Raw genomic sequence first — 18,996 nt, forward strand, 5'->3', positions numbered from 1 at the left:
TTTCTGGTATAAAGCAGCGCTCTTTTCTAGGGGCCCGGTTCCTTCACTGTAGGTGTAGCCGGTAAGACCCTTAAAGAAACGCGGCGCCTGGCGCCAAATGACTGAGAGATTAAGCGGCCAACCCATGCCGGGTTGGGCATGTGGTTTTAGAGGGCTGAGGCATGTCTAGAGTCTGTCAAGTTACCGGTAAGGGTCCGGTGACTGGGAATAACATTTCCCACGCAAACAACAAAACCCGTCGTCGTTTCCTGCCGAACCTGCAGCATCACCGCTTCTGGGTTGAAGAAGAGAAACGTTTCGTACGTCTGCGCGTATCTGCCAAGGGCATGCGCATCATCGACAAGCGTGGCATCAGTGTCGTGCTGGCCGAACTTCGTCGCGATGGCAAGGTTTAAGGGAGCTAATCATGCGTGAATTGATTCGTTTGATCTCGAGCGCCGGTACTGGTCACTTCTACACTACCGACAAGAACAAGCGTACTACCCCGGACAAAATCGAGATCAAGAAATATGATCCGGTTGTTCGCAAGCACGTGATCTACAAGGAAGGCAAAATCAAGTAATTGATTTTTCCCTCTTACAAAAAAGGCCCGTATCGCGAGATACGGGCCTTTTTTGTTGTCTTTTTTCTGTCTGTCAGGACCTCATCGCGAGCAAGCTCGCTCCCACAGGAGTCCAGGCGTCACACAGTCCAGTGTGGGAGCGAGCTTGCTCGCGATGGGGCCAGTCCAGGCAACACAAAATCCTCAAGCCTTCTGCTCAAACACCACATAGATCTTGCGGCACGGTTCCAGCACTTCCCAGGTGCCCTTGAACCCGGCCGGGATCACGAAGCGATCGCCCGCCCGCAGGGTCTTGGCGTAGCCATCGTTGTCCCGCAGTACGGAGACACCTTGGACGATCTCGCAGTATTCATGCTCGGTATAGTTGACCGTCCACTGGCCGACGGCGCCTTCCCAGACCCCGGCATTCATTTGCCCGCAGGGGCTGCTGTAGTGGTTGAACACCGCTTGTTCGGGATCGCCCTTGAGTACCTTGGCCGGGTCCGGGCGATAACGATCGGCGGGCGTATTGGCCTGGCCAAAATCGACGATGTCCTGAATGCTCATGCGCTTGGTCTCCGGTGATGGCTTGGAAGGCCTCGAGTCTATGTTTATTAAAATGAACATCGCAAGGCCGTTTGCCTGGGTTGTGTCAAATATATTGAAACATTACCAGCGGCTGGTTTAGGGTGGTGGATGCCCCGTGCCGAAAACAACGCCGTAAACAGGCTGGCGCGGCAGGAATTCTTGAACGCTGCGCGGGACGCGGCGTTCCTACCAATAAGAGGAGGACACTCGCATGACCACCCTGACTCGTGCCGACTGGGAACAGCGCGCCCGCGACCTGAAGATAGAAGGCCGCGCCTTCATCAACGGTGAATACACCGATGCGGTGTCCGGCGAAACCTTTGATTGTTTGAGCCCGGTCGATGGCCGCCTGCTGGGCAAGATAGCCAGTTGCGACGTGGCTGATGCCCAGCGCGCCGTCGAAAACGCTCGTGCGACTTTCAGTTCCGGCGTCTGGTCGCGCCTGGCACCGAGCAAGCGCAAGGCCACCATGATTCGTTTCGCCGGCCTGCTCAAGCAGAACGCCGAAGAGCTGGCCCTGCTGGAAACCCTGGACATGGGCAAGCCAATCAGCGACTCCCTGAACATCGACGTTCCTGGCGCGGCCCAGGCGCTGAGCTGGAGCGGCGAAGCCATCGACAAGATCTACGACGAAGTGGCCGCTACGCCCCACGATCAGTTGGGCCTGGTGACCCGCGAACCGGTTGGTGTCGTGGGCGCGATCGTGCCGTGGAATTTCCCGTTGATGATGGCTTGCTGGAAGCTCGGCCCGGCGCTGTCCACCGGCAACTCGGTGGTGCTCAAGCCCTCCGAGAAATCCCCGCTGACTGCGATTCGCATCGCTGCCCTGGCCATCGAGGCCGGTATCCCGAAAGGCGTGCTGAACGTCCTCCCGGGGTACGGTCACACCGTTGGCAAGGCCCTGGCCTTGCACATGGATGTCGATACGCTGGTGTTCACCGGCTCCACCAAGATCGCCAAGCAATTGATGATCTATTCCGGCGAATCCAACATGAAGCGCGTCTGGCTGGAGGCCGGCGGCAAGAGCCCGAACATCGTCTTCGCCGATGCGCCGGATCTGCAAGCCGCCGCCGAATCCGCCGCCAGCGCCATTGCCTTCAACCAGGGCGAAGTCTGCACCGCCGGTTCGCGGCTGTTGGTGGAGCGCTCCATCAAAGATACGTTCCTGCCGCTGGTGGTCGAGGCGCTCAAGGGCTGGAAACCCGGCAATCCGCTGGACCCGGCCACCAATGTCGGAGCCCTGGTCGATACCCAGCAGATGAATACCGTGCTGTCCTACATCGAGGCCGGTCACAGCGATGGCGCCAAGCTGGTGGCGGGCGGTAAGCGGATCCTCGAGGAAACCGGCGGTACCTATGTCGAGCCGACGATTTTCGACGGCGTGAGCAACGCGATGAAAATCGCCCAGGAAGAGATTTTCGGCCCAGTGTTGTCGGTCATTGCCTTCGACAGCGCCGAAGAAGCCATCCAGATCGCCAACGACACGCCTTATGGCCTGGCGGCGGCGGTATGGACCAAGGACATCTCCAAGGCTCACCTGACCGCCAAGGCACTGCGCGCCGGCAGCGTGTGGGTCAATCAATATGACGGTGGCGACATGACCGCGCCGTTCGGTGGCTTCAAGCAGTCGGGTAACGGTCGCGACAAGTCGCTGCATGCGTTCGACAAGTACACCGAGCTGAAGGCGACCTGGATCAAGCTCTGACCGGGGCTTCATGCAGCGCTGATCCTTTGTGGGAGCGGGCTTGCTCGCGAAGGCGGTTTAACATTCAACGGTTATGTTGACTGGTACTCCCCCTTCGCGAGCAAGCCCGCTCCCACATTGCTGTGTGCAAGGCTTGAAATCTGAATCCACAGGAGCGTGGAAATGCGTTGGGCGACTTATTTCGCCGTGTTGGCTTCTGTCCTGAGTGTCGGCCTGGCCTTGGGCGTAACCATGCCCCTGGTGTCGCTGCGCCTGGAAGGCTGGGGTTATGGCTCGTTCGCCATTGGCGTGATGGCCGCCATGCCGGCCGTGGGGGTGTTGCTCGGGGCGAAGGTGTCTAGCCGGCTGGCGGCGCGGTTCGGCACGGCGGCGTTGATGCGCCTGTGCCTGTGGGGTGGCGCGGTGTCCATCGGGTTGCTGGCGCTGCTGCCAAGCTATCCGGTCTGGTTGCTGCTGCGCCTGATGATTGGCGTGGTCCTGACCTTGGTGTTCATTCTGGGTGAGAGCTGGATCAATCAACTGGTCATTGAAAAATGGCGTGGGCGGCTGGTGGCGCTGTACGGCAGCAGCTACGCCCTGAGCCAATTGTCCGGCCCGCTGCTGCTGGGCGCGCTGGGGACCGATCATGACTATGGGTTCTGGGTGGGCGTCGGCCTGCTGTTGGTCGCACCCTTACTGTTGCTGGGTCGTAGCGGTGCGCCGAGCAGCGAGGCCGGCAGCGTCACGTTCGGCGATTTGTGGACGTTTTGCCGCGGCTTGCCGGCGATTGCCTGGGCGGTCTCATTGTTCGCCGCGTTCGAGGCGATGATCCTCACGTTGCTGCCGGTGTATTGCCTGCGCCAGGGCTTCACGGCTGACAGTGCGCTGGCGATGGTCAGCACCGTGGTGGTCGGTGATGCCTTGCTGCAGTTGCCCATCGGCGCCCTGGCCGATCGCGTGTCTCGGCGGACCCTGCTGACGGGGTGCGCGGTGGCGTTGATGTTATCGAGCCTGGCGGTTCCGTTGCTGATCGATACCCTGTTGATCTGGCCGCTGTGGGTGCTGTTCGGCGCCAGCGCGGGAGGTTTGTTCACGTTGTCGCTGATCCTGATCGGCGAGCGTTACCGCGACGATGTATTGGTGCGGGCCAACGCCCATGTCGCGCAACTGTGGGGCCTCGGTTGCCTGATCGGCCCACTGGCGGCGGGGGCGGGCAGCCAGTGGATCAGCGGGCATGCATTGCCTTTGTTCATGGCGGCCGGGGCGTTTGGGCTGGTGATCCTGTTGTTGCGTCAAGGGGCGTTTGGGACTACTCAACCCGCCTGAGCGCGTACTCACAACCTGCCAGGTGAACCTGTGGCGAGGGTTCGGTTCGACCGAGTGAGACATTTGATAACCGTGGAGAATCGTCCCGCCGCCGTGCTCCCAGACCATCGCCCAGAACGGCTGGCCCCAATCGGTCAGATGTCCGTCCAAGTAACGAGACTTGCCGAGCGCTGCGCCCAGCCGTGCCATCAGGTTGATGAACGCCGCATGGCAAAATAATGGCCCGGTGAATCGCCAAAGGCGCGGCGGAACATCGTGATGAAGTTGCTGGGCGCGGCATAGCCGAGGGCGTCCGAGACCGTGCCGACGGGATCGCCTCGGGCCAGCATTTCGAGGGCGTGGGTCAAACGCGCCTGCTGTCGCCATTGGGCAAAGCTCAAGCCCGTCTCGGCCAGAATGAGACGCCGCAGTGTGCGCGACGAAATCGCTGCCCATGTCGCCCATTCGTCGAGCGTTCGCTCGTTCTCGGGACGGGCGAGGATCGCGTTGGCGATGCGCACCAGTCGCGGATCGGATGGCATCGGCAAATGCAGTCGCTCTTGCGGTGCCTGCGCGATCTCGTCGAGCAGAACGGCGACGACGCGATCCTGATCCGGTTGCAGCGTGTGCGTGGTGTTCCATGTGACGGCCTTGCGAACCAGCGCGCGCATCAGTTCCCCGATGCCGATCACACGGGGGGCGTCGGGCAGATCGCATCCGGCGTCGGGGGCAATGAAGACGCTCCACCCACTCAGCGCGCCGCTGACGCTGACCGCATGAGCGACGCCCGGCGGAATCCAGCCAGCGCGGTGCGGCGGCAGCAGCCAGGAACCATGCGCCGTCCGAACATGAATGAGGCCGCTTTCGACGCATAGCACCTGCCCGCGCCGGTGCGTGTGCCAGTCATATTCCCGCGTTCCCAGTCGATACTCCGTGCCGGGATCATCATTGCCCCACACGGCAATCAGCGACGGGCCATCGAGCCTGTCGCTGAGATCGACGGGGCTCGACGACGCTATCATCATGTCGGTTGGCCATCTCTCAGTATTTTATGTCCATATATCGATACCATTCATAACCCATCTCAGTCGATCTTGGAAGGCAACACAAGCGGTCTTCCAGGCGGATGCGCCGTGATCCAACCCAATGAGGTGCATTCGATGTCTCCTGTTTCCGTCGCTCCGGTGGTTCCTTCTTCCCTTTTGCGTCGCGGTGTTCCGGCGTGGATTGCCGCAGTGGTCGCCTGCCTGTGCTCGTTCATGGTCGTCATGGACGGAGCCATCGTGAATGTCGCGCTGCCGGCGATCCGTGCCGATCTCGGCCTGACCCCCATCGGTCAGCAATGGATTGTCGATGCCTATCTGCTGGCGCTCGGCGGCTTCATGCTGCTCGCCGCGCGTGCGAGCGATGTCTACGGTCGTTGCGCCATTCTTCAGGTGGGTCTCGTCACCTTCATTCTGGCGAGTCTGGTTGGCGGCTTCGCGACCAGCGGCCCCATGCTTCTGGCAGCACGGGCGGTTCAAGGCCTCGGTGCTTCGGCGCTCGCGACCTCGACGCTGGCCGTCATCATCTCCGTCTATCCCAAGGGAGCCGGGCGCGAACGAGCGATCTCCTTCTGGGCCGCATCAGGGGCCATGGCCGCCGCCTTCGGCGTCATCATCGGCGGTGTGCTGGTGAGCGTTCTAAGCTGGCGCTGGGTCATGTTCGTCAACGCGCCGATTGGTGCGCTTCTGAGTGTGGTCGTTGCGACCTGCCTCGCGCCGCAGCCCCATGGCGAAGATCGCCTGAAGCTCGACATACCGGGCGCGATCTCGATCACGCTCGCGATTGGCAGCTTCATCTACGGTATCACCCAATCGGTCGCGTTGGGCTGGGGGTCGCCCGTCGTCCTTGGCGCCCTCGGCATCGCCGCTGGCCTTCTTGCGCTGTTCTTCGGCATCGAAAACCGCACCGACCAGCCCCTGATTAGTTTTAGCGTCTTGCGGCATCGCAACATCCCGGTCGGTATCGTCATGGTCATGGGCCTTGGCGCATCGTTGACCGCGTCCATGTTCTTCATCTCACTCGTCCTTCAGCAGATCGCTGGTTACAGCCCGATGGACACTGGCCTTGGCATGCTGCCGATGGCGCTGCTCTTGGCCATCACCTCCATTTCGTCGCGTTATCTTCGCGATGCCGGCTTCGACCGCCTGCCGTTCTTCGGCGGGTTGATGGCTGCGGCAGGACTGGTCTGGCTGGCTTGGGTTCCTGCCGCGCCCGTCTATGTCACCGATATTTTATGGCCGTCATTGCTTGTCGGCGGCGGACTCGGCCTGATGATAATGACGGCGACGCACGCGGTTCTTGCCGGCATTCCCCACGCCGAATCCGGTCTGGCCGCAGGGCTACAAAATACGGCTCGCCAACTCGGCGGCGCTGTGGGCATCGCTGGCCTCGTGACGCTCGCGCACACCGGCGGCGGCTCGGACGCGCTCGGCCAACTGGCCGGATACCACGCGGCGTTCATTGCGACGGGCGTGATCAGCGCGGTCTCGGCGCTCGCCTCGCTGCTGCTCCGGCATGATCACGCCTGATCCTCAGCCCATAGGAGCATCGCTATGTCGATCGATGAAACCATGTTCGAACTGCAAGGCGAGTTCGGCACCCTCCTCGACTGGGTCGAGCGTACCGGAAAACCCGGCTACCGCCCCGATCCCGACACCGCCACGTCGCGAGTGTCGGCTTCGGTCAAAGCGAGGGGGGTGTGCGGGTCTACAACATCCGCTCCAGTCCGACAGTCGTGGCGAACCAGGCATTGAACCGGCGCCACCAACTGCCCGGCTCACGGTCCAGGTCGTGCAGCTTGCCATTGTCTTCGGTGGTCCATATCAGCTTTCCGGCATCATCGAGGCGGGCCTGATAGCTCAGGGTTGGCGCCATGCCCTGCAATGCCAGCTCGCGCACCTGGCCGGCAAGTTCCGGGCTGTCTACCAGGACGCCGACTTCGGTATTCCATAGCACTGAGCGCGGGTCGAAATTGAACGAGCCGATGAACGATTTCTGCTGGTCGAAGATGATCGCCTTGCTGTGGAGGCTGGAGTCCGATTCGCCGTAGGACTTGCTGTAGAACAGGTGCGGGCTGCCGCCGGTGTCGCCCGGTTGTCGACGCAGCTCGAACAGGCGCACGCCGTGCTGCAACAGGGCGTTGCGATACGGCGCATAGCCGCCATGTACGGCGGGCACGTCGGTGGCTTCCAGGGAATTGGTCAGCAGGCTCACCGACACGCCGGCATCGGCGCGGCTGGTCAGGTACACCAGGCCTGGCTGGCCGGGCACGAAATAGGCGGAGATCATGATCAGTTCTTTGCTGACGCCGGCCAGCTCCGGGCCCAGTTGGGTGGTCAGCAACAATTGCGGGTCCGGCTCGTATTTCGCCAGGACTTTACTCGGCGCGTCCCACAATGCCTGGTTCCAGGCCCAGGTCAGTTGGCTGCGCCAGGTGTCCAGGCGCGGTTGGGTCTTGTAGGCGGTCAACTGTTGGTACAGCGCGTGGTTTTCCTTGTGCGTCTGCTCCAGGGACTCCTGCAGGCGTAATCGGCTGTTGGCCAAGTCCTTGGCGGTAGGCCGATGGGACATGAATTGCTCGATGGGCTTGCTCAGCGCGCTGTTCCAGTACTGATCGAAGCTGTGCCCCAATTGTTCAGCCACCGGACCGACGCCGAGCAGGTCGATGTCGGTGAAGTTGAGGTTGGGTTCGGCATCGAAGTACTCATCCCCCAGGTTGCGGCCTCCGACAATCGCCATGCTGTTGTCCGCCAGCCACAACTTGTTGTGCATTCGGCGATGCTGCAATGACAGGTCGAACAGGCGTCCAAGGCTGCGGGTCACGCCGGTCGCTCGGCCAAGATGCAAAGGGTTGAACAGGCGGATCTGGATGTTTGGGTGCGCGGCGAGCGTCGCGATGATCTGGTCCTGGCCGTCACTGGTGGTGTCATCCAGCAGGATGCGCACGCGCACGCCCCGGTCGGCGGCCTTGAGCAATTCATCCACGAGCATTCGCGTGCTGATGCCGTCGTGGACGATGTAGTACTGCAAGTCCAGGCTGCTTTGGGCGTTGCGGATCAGTTCCGCCCGGGCAGTGAAGGCCTCGGTGCTGTCCGACAGCAAGCGAAAACCCGAGCGGCCCTCGTGAGGCGCAGCTTGCGCCTGGACCGAGCGACCAAATGCCGAACTCGCCGCTGGCAATGCCTGGCTGGGCTCGCGAGTAATGTCCAGGCTCGTGCAGCCGCAGAGAAGCGTAGCAAGCAGCAGAGCGAAAGGCAGGGCCAGAGGTGGTCTCAAATCAAGTCGTCCCGGATCGTTGCGAGGAAGTATGGCATGGCTTTGTGATTCATCCTGTTTGCGGGATACGACGCCTCAGGCTGTGGGAACCCGCTTCCGAAGTTGGAAAAGCCACAAGCCATGTTGAAAAAGCCAGGTCCTTGCAAAGTCTTTTCCTACATAAAAATCCTACCTGATGAGCAACGATACACAGGCATTGGCAGGGGTGGTTGGTTCTCTTTCCCCGATGCCATTGCATGGTTGTATCCCTTTCTCTTTTGCAGGTACGTGACTATGAAAAAACGACTCTTGGCCAGCTGCTTGGCCGTTGCCTCTACACCCTTGATCGCCCAGGCGGCCAGTGTTGATTTGAACGTGACAGGCCGAGTTATCCCGACATCCTGCATTCCGGCATTTGCCGGCGGTAGCGATGTCAATCTAGGTCGGATTTTCTCTTCGGCCCTGGCCCCCGACAGGCAGAACGATCTTCCCCAGCGGGATATCAGTCTGCAAATCACCTGTAGCGCCCCGGCATCCGTGGAGATCGCCGTCACCGATAATCGCGGTGCATCCAAGGTGCCCGGTCTGGCTTTCAATGGTCGTTCGGGCGACGAATTGTATTACGGCCTGGGCAGCACCCAGGGGGTTGGAATCGGTGGTTTCGGTCTGTTGAGTGGCTTGCCGCGGACTGACGGCGTTCCGCAGACTCTGCTGGCTCGAACGCTGGCCAATCCGAGCTGGAGTGTTCCGACCAATGGTTTGATTACCAACGCGCCGACGACTTACTCCTGGGGTTCAAGCTTGGCATCCGGCCCTGCTCCTGCTCGTCTTCACACGTTGCCGATGAAAGTCGCCGCGGCCATCCGTGCCACTTCCGAGTTGCCGCCGACTACGGATGAGTTCGATCTTGATGGTTCGGTCACGTTCGATGTGTTTTACCTCTGACGCCTGAAGTGACGGAGCGTCGTGAGCGTTTGAAAGGCCTGCAGTGACCTGAAGGTCTGCGCTCCGGCGGGTTGGTTTGCTGCCGACGGGACATGCCAGGCATGTCTCGGTCGGTGCTTCTTCTGGAGATTTCCATGTTTTTGCGAAATTGCTTACCGGTATTGAACACGGTGGCGGCGTTGTGCCTGCCATTTATAGCCTCCGGCGCTCAGGCCGCTGGAATGGTCCCGGAAACGCCGGTAGTGATTGTCGACCAGGGCAAGGGTGAGGCGACTCTGAATATCAAGAACACCGATGAACGACCGGCGCTGCTTTACAGCTCTGTCTTGGATGTTCCAGAAGACTCGGAGCCGTTGCTCCTGGTCAATCCGCCCGTGGCTCGGGTCGAACCCGGGCAGAGCCAGCAGGTGCGTTTTATCCTGCACAGTGGCGCTCCTTTGCAGACGGAGCGGCTCAAGCGCGTGGTGTTCGAGGGTATCAAGGCGCGTCCAGCGGCGGGTGGCGCACAGATCTCCATGGGCGTGCGTCAGAACATTCCGGTCATTATTCGTCCGGCACACCTGGCGATTGAGCGAAGGCCTTGGACGCGACTGGTCTGGAGCGCCAAGACCGGGCAGGTCAGCGTGAGCAATCCCAGCCCCTACGTCGTGAGGCTGGCAAGATCAGTGAGTTTGATTCCAGGCGGTACGACACTTGATCTGGGGCGTACCTATATTTTGCCCGGGGAAACGTTGACGTTCACCACCCCCTCGAGCCTGGGCACCCATGTGCGGTTGTTCCCAGCCACCACTTATGGGTTTGCGGCTGCCAGTCATGACGCACGCTTGAGCCTGCAATAATGCGCCCGGGCGTCCTTTGGCGGCTCGTCGGCAGCCTGGTCTTGATGTCGACTGCCCGGGCCGAAGCCTCGGCACAAGCATCCGCTGAATTTGACCGCTCGGTGCTGCGGGCGCGGGGAGTCGACCCGGATGTAGCCGAATATTTTCGCCGCGCCGCACGCTTTGCTGCTGGACGCCATCGTGTCGCCTTGAGCGTCAATGGCATTCCATCCGGGCAGGTCATGGCAATGTTCGATGGCGAAGGGCAGTTGTGCCTCGATGCGAACCTGCTTGAGCGCGCGGGGATTGCCGCGTCGCTTAATGCGTATCCCGGCGCTGACGATCCGCAGTGCGTGTCTGTTGACCAAGGGTTGGCCGGCGCTCAGGTGCGGCTTGATCCAGGGCAAAACCTTGTGCATCTGGTGGTCCCCGCAGACTGGCTCTTGAGGCCCACCGAGAGCCGTGGAAGCTGGGATTCGGGTGGGATGGCCGGCGTATTGAACTACGACGCGCTAGTCATTGCCGGCTCCGCCGCCGGCCAGTCCAGTGCCTATCGCAGCGTGGGCACCGAACTGGGCTTCAACGCGGGAGACTGGGTGGTCCGCAGTCGCCAGAACTACACGTCATTCCAGGGCGTAACGCGTTTCGAGACGTTGTACACCCAGGCGTCCAAGACGTGGGAGCGCTTCGATGCGCATATTCAACTAGGCCAGTTGAATATGCGTTCGCCGTTGTTTTCCACAGGACCTTTCACGGGTGTGCAAATCTTTCCTGAAAATGCGCTTTCGGCGGGTGCGGATGGGCTGGGGGCCGGGTCGCTGGTCCACGGGCTGGCCTACTCGACGGCCAGGGTCGAGGTCCGCCAGAGCGCAATAGTGATCTACACCACGTTGGTGCCCGCGGGGCCGTTCACACTGCGCGATTTACCGTTGATCAGTGACCGGGTGGACTTGGAAGTCAGCGTGTTTGAAGAGAACGGCGAACGTCGCGACTTTCATGTTCCCGCCGCGGATGTACGTCCGGTAAGGCTCGGGGCTGTGTCCAGTTATGGGCTGGCGGCAGGCAAGATCAGGCAGTTCCCTGGGAGCGAGCGTGACACGCCGGCTTTCTTTGCTGCCAGCCGGGACTGGCGATGGGGACCGCAGACTCAGACAAGCGCAGGGTGGATGGGGGCCGAAGGTTACCAGTCCATGGGCTGGGGGATCTCACAGGCATTGACCCGAACGACAATACTAGGCCTGCAGCAACTCGGGTCACGCACGGCGCAAGGCACCCGTGGCCAAGAAGTGCAGGCTACGCTCAACACCGTGGCGGGCGCTGGGCTAACCGTCGGACTGACGGCCGGCCAGCGCAGTTCCGGGTTTCGATATCTGTCCGAGGCGAGTCTCGACCCTGCCGTTGGTGATCCGCTTGCCCGGGCGACCCATCACTGGAGTCTATCGCTGAGGCGGGCGGATTCGTCGTGGGGAGCAGTCAGCGGATCGCTGACTCGCTACAAAGGCGCGGGCGGGAACGGCAATTCGCGCATCAGTACGGCATGGTCACGGGCATTCGACTGGGCGACGTTTTCGTTGAGTGTCGAGCATGACCGGGCTGAACAGGCAGGCCGGACCGGTGTGTTCGCCAATATTGGCGTGCCCTTGGGACGCAATCGAAGGCTGAGCATTTCTACTCGCCATGATGACTCTAGAGGATTGCGTACGGGCGCGCGCTATACCGAGCAGGTCAGTGACAGCCTGGGTTACAGCATCGGTGCCGATCGTTCCGCCGCTGGCCGGAACGACCTCAATGCCAGGCTTAACGCCTTGCCCCGTTACACCAGCGCCGAACTGGGATATGCCCAGACCAGCGCGGGAGCGCGCCATTATGACCTGGCGTTGCGCGGCGGGCTGGCTTTGCATGAGGAGGGCGTTACGCCTTCGCCGTATCCGCTGCGCGACACGTTTGGCCTGCTCAAGGTCGGCGACTCTGCGGGAATCAAGATTGGCACTTCCCAGGGGCCCGTCTGGACCGACGGCGCAGGGCGTGCAGTGGCGGCCGCGTTGCCGGCCTACCAGGCGAGCCGCATTGAAATCGACACGGTGAGCTTGCCGGGCAACGTCGAGGTACCTAACGGTTTCCAAGAAGTGCGCGCCGCGCGTGGCGCGGTGCCGCGGCTCGACTTCCAGGCCGGCATGGTTCGCCGTCTGATGCTGTACGTGCGCAACGAAGAAGGGACGCCCGTGGCGAAAGGCTTGGGCGTCTATGACCATGAAGGGCAGTACCTGACGACGGTAGTCGACGCTGGCCTGGTCTATCTGGAGGATGCCCCCGACGTGGTTCGGCTCAACGTGACACGTGCCGATGAGCGAATCTGCCGTCTGGAATTCGATACCCGCCAATTACCCGCTTCAACCGAACCCTATGACCGTCTTGAGGTGGCTTGCCAGGAAGGCTGAGCCCAGCGGTGCCTTGGATGTTGGCACGCAACGCTCAGAAGCCATCGGGCATGTCCGCCAGCAGTCGGCTGGCTGCTGTGCCGACCTTGCGCACGGCGTCTTCGATCTGCGCCGTGGGCTTGGCCGCGTAGTTCATGCGCAGGCAGTTGCGGTATTTGCCTGACGCCGAAAAGATGCTGCCGACGGCGATCTGTACACCTTGGTCATGCAGCACGCGGTTGAGCTTCAGCGTGTCGAAACCCTCGGGCAGCTCGACCCAGAGCATGAAGCTGCCACGGGGGCGGCTGGCGCGGGTGCCTTGGGGAAAGTACCGGCTCACCCAATCCATCATCACGTCGCGATTGCGCTGGTATTGCGTGCGCATGCGGCGAAGATGGGGTTCGAAGTGCCCGTTCTTGAGGAACTCCGCGATGGCGATCTGAGGCTGCGGCGCGGTAGAACCGGTGCTGATGTACTTCATGTGCAGCGCGCGCTCAAGGTACCGACCGGGCGCAATCCAGCCGACCCGCAGGCCTGGCGCCAACGTCTTGGAAAAAGAACTGCAGAGCAGGACGCGGCCATCTTCATCGAAGGATTTGATCGTACGTGGTCGCGGGTAGGTGTAGGCCAATTCCCCGTACACATCGTCCTCGATAATGGCCACATCGAAACGCTGGGCCAAGGTCAGCAAGGCGCGCTTATTGGCCTCCGGCATGATGTAGCCCAGCGGGTTGTTGCAGCTGGGCGTCAACTGTATGGCCTTGATTGGCCATTGTTCCAATGCCAGCTCCAGTGCCTCCAGGCTGATTCCCGTGAGCGGGTCGGTGGGAATCTCGAGGGCTTTCATGCCCAGGCCCTTCAGCGTCTGCATGGCGCCGTGAAAGCTGGGTGAATCCACTGCGACAATATCGCCCTGTTCGCAGGTCGCGCGAATGCTGACCGACAGCGCTTCGTGACAGCCGGTGGTGACGATCAGGTCGTTGGCTGTCAGTTGGCAGCCGGAATCCAGGGATAGCCGGGCGATCTGTTCGCGCAACTGGAGGTTGCCGTAGATGTTGTCGTAATACAGACCGGGCATGTCTTGTCGCCGGCTGATCTGCGCCAGGCTGCGCAGCAACGGTTTCATGGTGGGTGAATGGATATCCGGCATGCCACGGCCCAGCTGTACCACATCCTTGCGAGGTATTGCGCGTATCAGTTCCAGCACTTGGTCCCACTGGGAAATATCCACCGGGCGCTGGGCTGGACGGCCGATTGCCGGCAGGTCCGGCAGCTCACGGCTGACCGGGACGAAATAACCTGATTTGGGTTTCGGCGTGGCCAGCCCGTTGTCTTCCAGCACGCGGTAGGCCTGCTGGACGGTGCTCAGGCTGACGCCATGTTCCGTACTCAAGGCTCGCACCGAGGGCAGCCGGTCGCCGGGGCGGTAGAAGCCTTGTTCGATGCGGGTCCCGAGCAACTCGGCGAGATTCACGTAGAGCGTCATGGCGTAGTCCTGATCAGGTGAAAGCAGCGACCGATACAGATGAGCTGAAAAACTTCAATTCAGCCGTGAAAATAGCCTATCTGTATGCATGTAAAAGATATTGGTTGGATCTGTATCGTTTTTTGCCGTCCGCGCATCATGAAACCTCTGGCTACCCAAGTAAACAGGAGCGATCAAAATGAACGGCTTGAGCGATGTGCGGCTGACGTTACACAGTCAGGAACTGGCGGCGGGGCAGGAGAAGGGGCTGCGTAGCGGGGATTTGCGCAATGCTCCAGCCGACCTGAGTCGCTGGGGCCTGTTCTGGCATCGTTTGCATACACGCAAAGCCTTGCTGGACCTGTCGACCGAACAGTTGCGTGACATCGGGCTAAGTCGGGAGCAGGCACGGGCGGAAGGCCTGAAGCCGTTCTGGCGGCTTTGAAGCGCACAGGGCCTAGTGGCGAGGGGATTTATCCCCGCTGGGGTGCGAAGCGGCCCTAAAACCTGACACCGTGAAGTGTCAGGGAGATTGCCTTGGGTCTGCTTCGCAGCCCAGCGGGGATAAATCCCCTCGCCACACTGATAGGCGCCTGGTTCCATTGGTTAGTATTCAATGGTTAGACCAACTCTTTCAACCGATGCCACAACATCCCCAGCGCCAGCAATGGCGAGCGCAAATGCTTGCCGCCCGGGAAGGTCATGTGCGGTACCCGGGCAAACAGGTCGAAACCGCCGCCCTGCTGTCCACTGATCGCCTCAGCCAACAGTTTGCCCGCCAGGTGTGTGGCGTTCACGCCATGACCGGAATAGGCCTGGGCGTAATACACGTTCGGCTGGTCTTTCAGCCTGCCAATCTGCGGCAGGCGATTGGCGCCGATGCCAATCATCCCGCCCCACTGATAATCGATTTTCACGTCCGCCAGTTGCGGGAACACCTTGAGCATTTTCGGACGCATATAAGCGCCAATGTCCTGCGGATCACGCCCCGAATAATGACAAGCGCCGCCGAACAACAAGCGCCGATCTGCCGAAAGTCGATAGTAATCCAATGCCACTCGTTGGTCACAGACGGCCATATTCTGCGGCAACAGGGCTTGAGCCTGGGCTTCGCTCAGTGGTTCGGTGGCGATGATGTAGCTGCCGACGGGCAATACTTTTCCACTCAATTCCTGGTTCAGGCCGTTGAGATAGGCGTTGCAGCCCAGCACCAGGGTATTGGCGCGGACCGAACCTTGAGAGGTGTGGATTTTCACCTGCGGCCCATAGTCAATGCGGGTAACAGCCGATCCCTCGAACAGTCGGACCCCCAGTTGTTGCGCAGCGGCCGCTTCGCCCAGCGCCAGGTTGAGCGGATGCAGATGCCCCGAGCCCATGTCGATCAGGCCACCAACGTAGCGGTCCGAGCCCACCACGCTGTGCATCTCATCGGCCTGCAGCAGCCGGGTCTCGTAGCGATAGCCCAGGCTGCGGAGCTCTTCGCCGTCTTCGGCAAAGCCCTCGAGGTCGCCGGGTTTGTTGGCGAGGTCGCAATAACCCCAGGTCAGGTCGCAAGCAATCTGAAAACGCTCGACCCGCTGTCGGACGATTTCCACCGCCTCGAGCCCCATCAGTTTCATCTGACGGACGCCCTCGGTGCCGACGACAGGAGCGAACTGATCGAGACCGTGGCCAACGCCGCGAATCAGCTGGCCGCCGTTGCGTCCGCTGGCGCCCCAGCCGATTTTGTGTGCTTCAAGCAGGACCACGCTCATCCCGCGCTCGGCCAGTTCGATGGCTGTGTTCAACCCGGAGAACCCGCCGCCCACCACGCAGACGTCCGCTACCAACTCGCCTTGCAACGCCGGATGGTCCGGCTGCGGCAGGCTGCTGGCGGCGTAATAAGAGGCGGCGTGCGCGTGACTGGGGACAGGTTGCTGAACACGGGCGTTCATGTGCGTAATCCTGATTTTTGTGTTTGAGAAATTTTACGGAGCATAAGCCGTGCTTTCCCCGGTCGGCAACACTGGTCGGCTGGTGCTGTCTGGCCTGCGGTTTTTAAGGCAGAATCCGGGGCTGTCCCGATCCGGTAATCGCCTCGATGAGCTGCAACAGTCAAAAAATCCGCACGTTGCGTCAGCAGATCCCGACGTTTGAGTGCGTTCCGGGCTGTCACGACTGCTGCGGTCCGGTGACCACCTCGCCCGAGGAAATGGCCCGCCTGCCGCGCAAGACCCGCGCCGAGCAGGACGCGGCGATGGAAGCGCTCGATTGCGTGCACCTGGGGCCGAACGGTTGCACCGTGTATGACGAGCGGCCGCTGATCTGCCGGCTGTTCGGCACCACGGCGACCTTGCCGTGCCCCAATGGCCGGCGGCCGGTGGAGTTGATCCATCCGCGCGTCGAGAAGCAGATCCATGAGTACATGGCCAGCACTCGGCAGGTGTTGGTCTAACCGCCCGGGCACCGAGTCGCCGCCTTCGCGAGCAAGCTCGCTCCCACAAGGGATCTCCGTTGTTCGCAAGAAAGCGTTCGCCACCTACCTGTGTGGGAGCGAGCTTGCTCGCGATAGCGGTCTGGAGCCAGACTCAATCCGGAATCGGCAGGTTCAGGCTCTCTTTCACCTCTTCCATCACGATGTAGCTCTTGGACTCGCGCACATGGGGCAGCTTGAGCAGGATGTCGCCCAGCAGCTTGCGGTACGAGGCCATCTCGGAGATCCGTGCCTTCACCAGATAGTCGAAGTCCCCCGACACGAGGTGACATTCGAGCACATGAGGCAATTTCAGCACCGCGCGTCGGAACTCTTCGAAGGTGTCGCCGGATTTGTAGTCCAGGCTGATCTCGACGAACACCAGCAGGCTACCCTTCAGGTGTTGCGGATTGAGCCGGGCGTTGTAGCCCATGATGATGCCTTCGCGCTCCAGCCGTCGCACCCGCTCCGTGCACGGCGTGGTGGAGAGGCCGACCTTTTCGCCCAGTTCGGTGAAGGAAATTCGCCCGTCCGCCTGAAGGATGCGCAGGATGTTGCGGTCGATCTTGTCCAGCTCGCGTTTGGTCTGAGTGTTGGTCCGCACAGGTGATGCGCCTCCGTGAAAAGGGTTCTTGCCGAGAATTCTCGCCAAATATAGGCATTTATATAGTGAAAAGCACTGGCTGATCTTTTTTACACTGCGCGCATCTAAGGTTTGTACAACAAACGTCAGCGGTTATCCGCGATGAGGGTTTCAACATGCGCGTTCTGGTCTTGGGTAGCGGCGTCATCGGTACCGTCAGTGCTTATTATCTGGCGCGTGCCGGGTTTGAAGTGGTGGTGGTCGACCGTCAGCCGGCGCCTGCCATGGAAACCAGTTTCGCCAATGCCGGCCAGGTATCGCCGGGTTACGCCTCGCCGTGGGCCGCGCCGGGCGTGCCGCTCAAGGCCATCAAATGGCTGCTTCAGCGTCACGCACCGCTGGCGATCAAGGCCACCGCCGACATCGACCAATACTTGTGGATGGCGCAGATGTTGCGCAATTGCACCGCCAGCCGCTATGCCATCAACAAGGAGCGCATGGTCCGGCTTTCCGAGTACAGCCGTGACTGCCTCGATGAACTGCGCGCCGAAACCGGCATCGCCTACGAAGGCCGCAGCCTCGGCACTACCCAACTGTTCCGCACCCAGGCCCAGCTTGATGGTGCGGCCAAGGACATCGCTGTTCTGAAGGAATCCGGCGTACCGTTCGAAGTCCTCGATCGCGAAGGCATCGCCCGCGTCGAACCGGCCCTGGCGAATGTCACCGATATCCTTGCCGGTGCCCTGCGCCTGCCAAATGACCAGACCGGCGATTGCCAGATGTTCACCACTCGCCTGGCGGAAATGGCCGTGAAGCTCGGCGTGCAATTTCGTTTCGACCAGAACATCGAGCGCCTGGATTTCGCCGGCGACCGAATCAATGGCGTGTGGATCGATGGCAAGCTGGAAACCGCCGACCGTTATGTCCTGGCGCTTGGCAGCTACTCGCCGCAACTGCTCAAGCCGCTGGGTATCCGTGCGCCGGTGTATCCGCTCAAGGGTTACTCCCTGACCGTGCCGATCACCAACCCGGCGATGGCACCGACTTCAACCATCCTCGACGAAACCTACAAGGTCGCGATCACCCGGTTCGACAACCGTATCCGCGTTGGCGGCATGGCGGAAATCGCCGGTTTTGACCTCTCGCTCAACCCGCGCCGGCGCGAAACCCTGGAGATGATCGTCAACGACCTTTATCCTCAGGGCGGCGATTTGGCCCAGGCCAGTTTCTGGACCGGCCTGCGCCCGACCACTCCGGATGGCACGCCGATCGTTGGGGCAACACCGTTCAAGAACCTGTTCCTGAACACCGGCCACGGCACCCTCGGTTGGACCATGGCCTGTGGTTCCGGTCGCCTTCTCGCGGACCTGATGGCGAAGAAAAAGCCACAGATCAGCGCCGAGGGCCTCGATATTTCCCGTTATGGCAGCAAACCCCAGGAGTCCGCGAAACATGGCAATCCAGCGCCAGCTCACCAATGACCGCATGAGTCAGGTTGTCGTGCACAACGGCACCGTTTACCTGGCAGGGCAGGTCGGCGACGACATGAGTGCCGGTATCGAACAGCAGACGCGCGAGACACTGGCCAATATCGAGCGACTGCTCGACCTGGCCGGGACCGACAAGAGCCGCCTGCTGTCGGTGACGATTTACCTGAAGGACATCGACGCGCACTTCGCCGGCATGAACGCGGTGTGGGACAAATGGCTGCCCAAGGGCGTCGCCCCGGCCCGCGCCACGGTAGAGGCCAAATTGTGCGAGCCGCAGATCCTGGTGGAGCTGTCCGTCGTCGCGGCGCTGCCCTGATCACTGTCAAGACTCTCCCTCTCCCGGCGCTGTTGTCGGCTGATGCCGTCAGCCGGCGCCGGTTTTTTTAACCATGACCGCCTAGAAGCCTGC

The 18,996-nt window shown here is 61.3% G+C and carries 18 protein-coding genes; 12 read left to right on the plus strand and 6 right to left on the minus strand.

Annotated elements, in window-relative coordinates; genetic code table 11:
• The first annotated feature begins 161 nt into the window (after nucleotides 1–161).
• Nucleotides 162–395 carry a 50S ribosomal protein L28 gene (gene rpmB, locus AB4N42_RS03955; protein WP_003177273.1) on the plus strand — a complete coding sequence of 78 codons (234 nt, stop codon included), beginning with the start codon at nucleotides 162–164 and terminating at the stop codon, nucleotides 393–395.
• 11 nt (nucleotides 396–406) lie between these two features.
• The gene (rpmG, locus tag AB4N42_RS03960; protein ID WP_003177274.1) at nucleotides 407–562 is read left to right on the plus strand and encodes a 50S ribosomal protein L33; all 156 of its coding nucleotides are present in this window, start codon (nucleotides 407–409) and stop codon (nucleotides 560–562) included.
• Between the two features lie 183 nt (nucleotides 563–745).
• Here the strand turns inward: rpmG and AB4N42_RS03965 are convergent, their stop codons facing one another.
• Nucleotides 746–1,108 carry a cupin domain-containing protein gene (locus AB4N42_RS03965; protein ID WP_030138210.1) on the minus strand — a complete coding sequence of 121 codons (363 nt, stop codon included), beginning with the start codon at nucleotides 1,106–1,108 and terminating at the stop codon, nucleotides 746–748.
• 232 nt (nucleotides 1,109–1,340) lie between these two features.
• On the opposite strand from AB4N42_RS03965, the gene AB4N42_RS03970 reads away from it, so the two are divergent.
• The gene (locus AB4N42_RS03970; protein ID WP_030138209.1) at nucleotides 1,341–2,834 is read left to right on the plus strand and encodes an aldehyde dehydrogenase; all 1,494 of its coding nucleotides are present in this window, start codon (nucleotides 1,341–1,343) and stop codon (nucleotides 2,832–2,834) included.
• 162 nt (nucleotides 2,835–2,996) lie between these two features.
• Complete coding sequence (locus AB4N42_RS03975) at nucleotides 2,997–4,139, plus strand: MFS transporter (protein ID WP_460115889.1); 1,143 nt, start codon at nucleotides 2,997–2,999, stop codon at nucleotides 4,137–4,139.
• Between the two features lie 188 nt (nucleotides 4,140–4,327).
• Here AB4N42_RS03975 and AB4N42_RS03980 read toward each other — a convergent pair whose 3' ends face one another.
• The gene (locus AB4N42_RS03980; RefSeq protein WP_460115890.1) at nucleotides 4,328–5,143 is read right to left on the minus strand and encodes an AraC family transcriptional regulator; all 816 of its coding nucleotides are present in this window, start codon (nucleotides 5,141–5,143) and stop codon (nucleotides 4,328–4,330) included.
• Nucleotides 5,144–5,251: 108 nt separating this feature from the next.
• Here AB4N42_RS03980 and AB4N42_RS03985 point away from each other — a divergent pair, with 108 nt between their 5' ends.
• The gene (locus tag AB4N42_RS03985) at nucleotides 5,252–6,691 is read left to right on the plus strand and encodes an MFS transporter (protein ID WP_460115891.1); all 1,440 of its coding nucleotides are present in this window, start codon (nucleotides 5,252–5,254) and stop codon (nucleotides 6,689–6,691) included.
• Nucleotides 6,692–6,869: 178 nt separating this feature from the next.
• On the opposite strand, the gene AB4N42_RS03990 is transcribed toward AB4N42_RS03985, so the two are convergent.
• A complete protein-coding gene (locus AB4N42_RS03990; RefSeq protein ID WP_460115892.1) occupies nucleotides 6,870–8,438 on the minus strand; it encodes a phospholipase D family protein in 1,569 nt (522 codons plus the stop codon).
• Nucleotides 8,439–8,711: 273 nt separating this feature from the next.
• Here AB4N42_RS03990 and AB4N42_RS03995 point away from each other — a divergent pair, with 273 nt between their 5' ends.
• From AB4N42_RS03995 to AB4N42_RS04005, 3 genes are all read left to right on the plus strand, one after another.
• Nucleotides 8,712–9,362 carry a DUF1120 domain-containing protein gene (locus tag AB4N42_RS03995; protein ID WP_460115893.1) on the plus strand — a complete coding sequence of 217 codons (651 nt, stop codon included), beginning with the start codon at nucleotides 8,712–8,714 and terminating at the stop codon, nucleotides 9,360–9,362.
• A gap of 134 nt (nucleotides 9,363–9,496) precedes the next feature.
• The gene (locus AB4N42_RS04000; protein ID WP_460115894.1) at nucleotides 9,497–10,201 is read left to right on the plus strand and encodes a fimbria/pilus chaperone family protein; all 705 of its coding nucleotides are present in this window, start codon (nucleotides 9,497–9,499) and stop codon (nucleotides 10,199–10,201) included.
• Entirely contained in the window at nucleotides 10,201–12,618 is a 2,418-nt protein-coding gene (locus AB4N42_RS04005) for a fimbria/pilus outer membrane usher protein (RefSeq protein WP_460115895.1), read from the plus strand. Before AB4N42_RS04000 ends, AB4N42_RS04005 begins: the two co-directional genes overlap by 1 nt.
• A gap of 34 nt (nucleotides 12,619–12,652) precedes the next feature.
• Here the strand turns inward: AB4N42_RS04005 and AB4N42_RS04010 are convergent, their stop codons facing one another.
• Nucleotides 12,653–14,083, minus strand: coding sequence for an aminotransferase-like domain-containing protein (locus AB4N42_RS04010; RefSeq protein WP_460115896.1), 1,431 nt, complete (start codon nucleotides 14,081–14,083; stop codon nucleotides 12,653–12,655).
• Nucleotides 14,084–14,261: 178 nt separating this feature from the next.
• Between AB4N42_RS04010 and AB4N42_RS04015 the strand changes: the two genes are divergently transcribed.
• Nucleotides 14,262–14,507: a DUF1127 domain-containing protein gene (locus AB4N42_RS04015; protein ID WP_030138202.1), complete on the plus strand. Its 246-nt coding sequence runs from the start codon at nucleotides 14,262–14,264 to the stop codon at nucleotides 14,505–14,507.
• Between the two features lie 175 nt (nucleotides 14,508–14,682).
• Here AB4N42_RS04015 and AB4N42_RS04020 read toward each other — a convergent pair whose 3' ends face one another.
• On the minus strand, nucleotides 14,683–15,996 hold the full coding sequence (locus AB4N42_RS04020) for an NAD(P)/FAD-dependent oxidoreductase (RefSeq protein WP_460115897.1): 1,314 nt from the start codon (nucleotides 15,994–15,996) through the stop codon (nucleotides 14,683–14,685).
• A gap of 146 nt (nucleotides 15,997–16,142) precedes the next feature.
• Between AB4N42_RS04020 and AB4N42_RS04025 the strand changes: the two genes are divergently transcribed.
• Nucleotides 16,143–16,496, plus strand: a complete 354-nt coding sequence (locus AB4N42_RS04025; protein WP_030138200.1) for a YkgJ family cysteine cluster protein — start codon at nucleotides 16,143–16,145, stop codon at nucleotides 16,494–16,496.
• Between the two features lie 133 nt (nucleotides 16,497–16,629).
• Here AB4N42_RS04025 and AB4N42_RS04030 read toward each other — a convergent pair whose 3' ends face one another.
• Entirely contained in the window at nucleotides 16,630–17,118 is a 489-nt protein-coding gene (locus AB4N42_RS04030; protein ID WP_003206849.1) for an Lrp/AsnC ligand binding domain-containing protein, read from the minus strand.
• A 155-nt stretch (nucleotides 17,119–17,273) separates the two neighbouring features.
• On the opposite strand from AB4N42_RS04030, the gene dadA reads away from it, so the two are divergent.
• Both dadA and AB4N42_RS04040 read left to right on the plus strand, forming a co-directional pair.
• Nucleotides 17,274–18,578, plus strand: a complete 1,305-nt coding sequence (gene dadA, locus AB4N42_RS04035) for a D-amino acid dehydrogenase (RefSeq protein WP_030138199.1) — start codon at nucleotides 17,274–17,276, stop codon at nucleotides 18,576–18,578.
• Nucleotides 18,550–18,903 (plus strand): RidA family protein, encoded by a 354-nt coding sequence (locus AB4N42_RS04040; protein WP_258648520.1) that lies wholly within the window; start codon nucleotides 18,550–18,552, stop codon nucleotides 18,901–18,903. Before dadA ends, AB4N42_RS04040 begins: the two co-directional genes overlap by 29 nt.
• Nucleotides 18,904–18,996 lie beyond the last annotated feature (93 nt).

Source organism: Pseudomonas sp. H2_D02 (assembly GCF_054677635.1).

Bases quoted from the DNA above. Each gene is read 5' to 3' on its own strand.
- AB4N42_RS03975 (WP_460115889.1), top strand. From the start codon at position 2,997: ATGCGTTGGGCGACTTATTTCGCCGTGTTGGCTTCTGTCCTGAGTGTC.
- AB4N42_RS03970 (WP_030138209.1), top strand. From the start codon at position 1,341: ATGACCACCCTGACTCGTGCCGACTGGGAACAGCGCGCCCGCGACCTG.
- rpmB (WP_003177273.1), top strand. From the start codon at position 162: ATGTCTAGAGTCTGTCAAGTTACCGGTAAGGGTCCGGTGACTGGGAAT.
- AB4N42_RS03995 (WP_460115893.1), top strand. From the start codon at position 8,712: ATGAAAAAACGACTCTTGGCCAGCTGCTTGGCCGTTGCCTCTACACCC.
- AB4N42_RS04020 (WP_460115897.1), bottom strand. From the start codon at position 15,996: ATGAACGCCCGTGTTCAGCAACCTGTCCCCAGTCACGCGCACGCCGCC.
- AB4N42_RS04040 (WP_258648520.1), top strand. From the start codon at position 18,550: ATGGCAATCCAGCGCCAGCTCACCAATGACCGCATGAGTCAGGTTGTC.
- AB4N42_RS04010 (WP_460115896.1), bottom strand. From the start codon at position 14,083: ATGACGCTCTACGTGAATCTCGCCGAGTTGCTCGGGACCCGCATCGAA.
- dadA (WP_030138199.1), top strand. From the start codon at position 17,274: ATGCGCGTTCTGGTCTTGGGTAGCGGCGTCATCGGTACCGTCAGTGCT.
- AB4N42_RS04015 (WP_030138202.1), top strand. From the start codon at position 14,262: ATGAACGGCTTGAGCGATGTGCGGCTGACGTTACACAGTCAGGAACTG.
- AB4N42_RS04000 (WP_460115894.1), top strand. From the start codon at position 9,497: ATGTTTTTGCGAAATTGCTTACCGGTATTGAACACGGTGGCGGCGTTG.
- AB4N42_RS03965 (WP_030138210.1), bottom strand. From the start codon at position 1,108: ATGAGCATTCAGGACATCGTCGATTTTGGCCAGGCCAATACGCCCGCC.
- rpmG (WP_003177274.1), top strand. From the start codon at position 407: ATGCGTGAATTGATTCGTTTGATCTCGAGCGCCGGTACTGGTCACTTC.
- AB4N42_RS03980 (WP_460115890.1), bottom strand. From the start codon at position 5,143: ATGATGATAGCGTCGTCGAGCCCCGTCGATCTCAGCGACAGGCTCGAT.
- AB4N42_RS04005 (WP_460115895.1), top strand. From the start codon at position 10,201: ATGCGCCCGGGCGTCCTTTGGCGGCTCGTCGGCAGCCTGGTCTTGATG.
- AB4N42_RS04025 (WP_030138200.1), top strand. From the start codon at position 16,143: ATGAGCTGCAACAGTCAAAAAATCCGCACGTTGCGTCAGCAGATCCCG.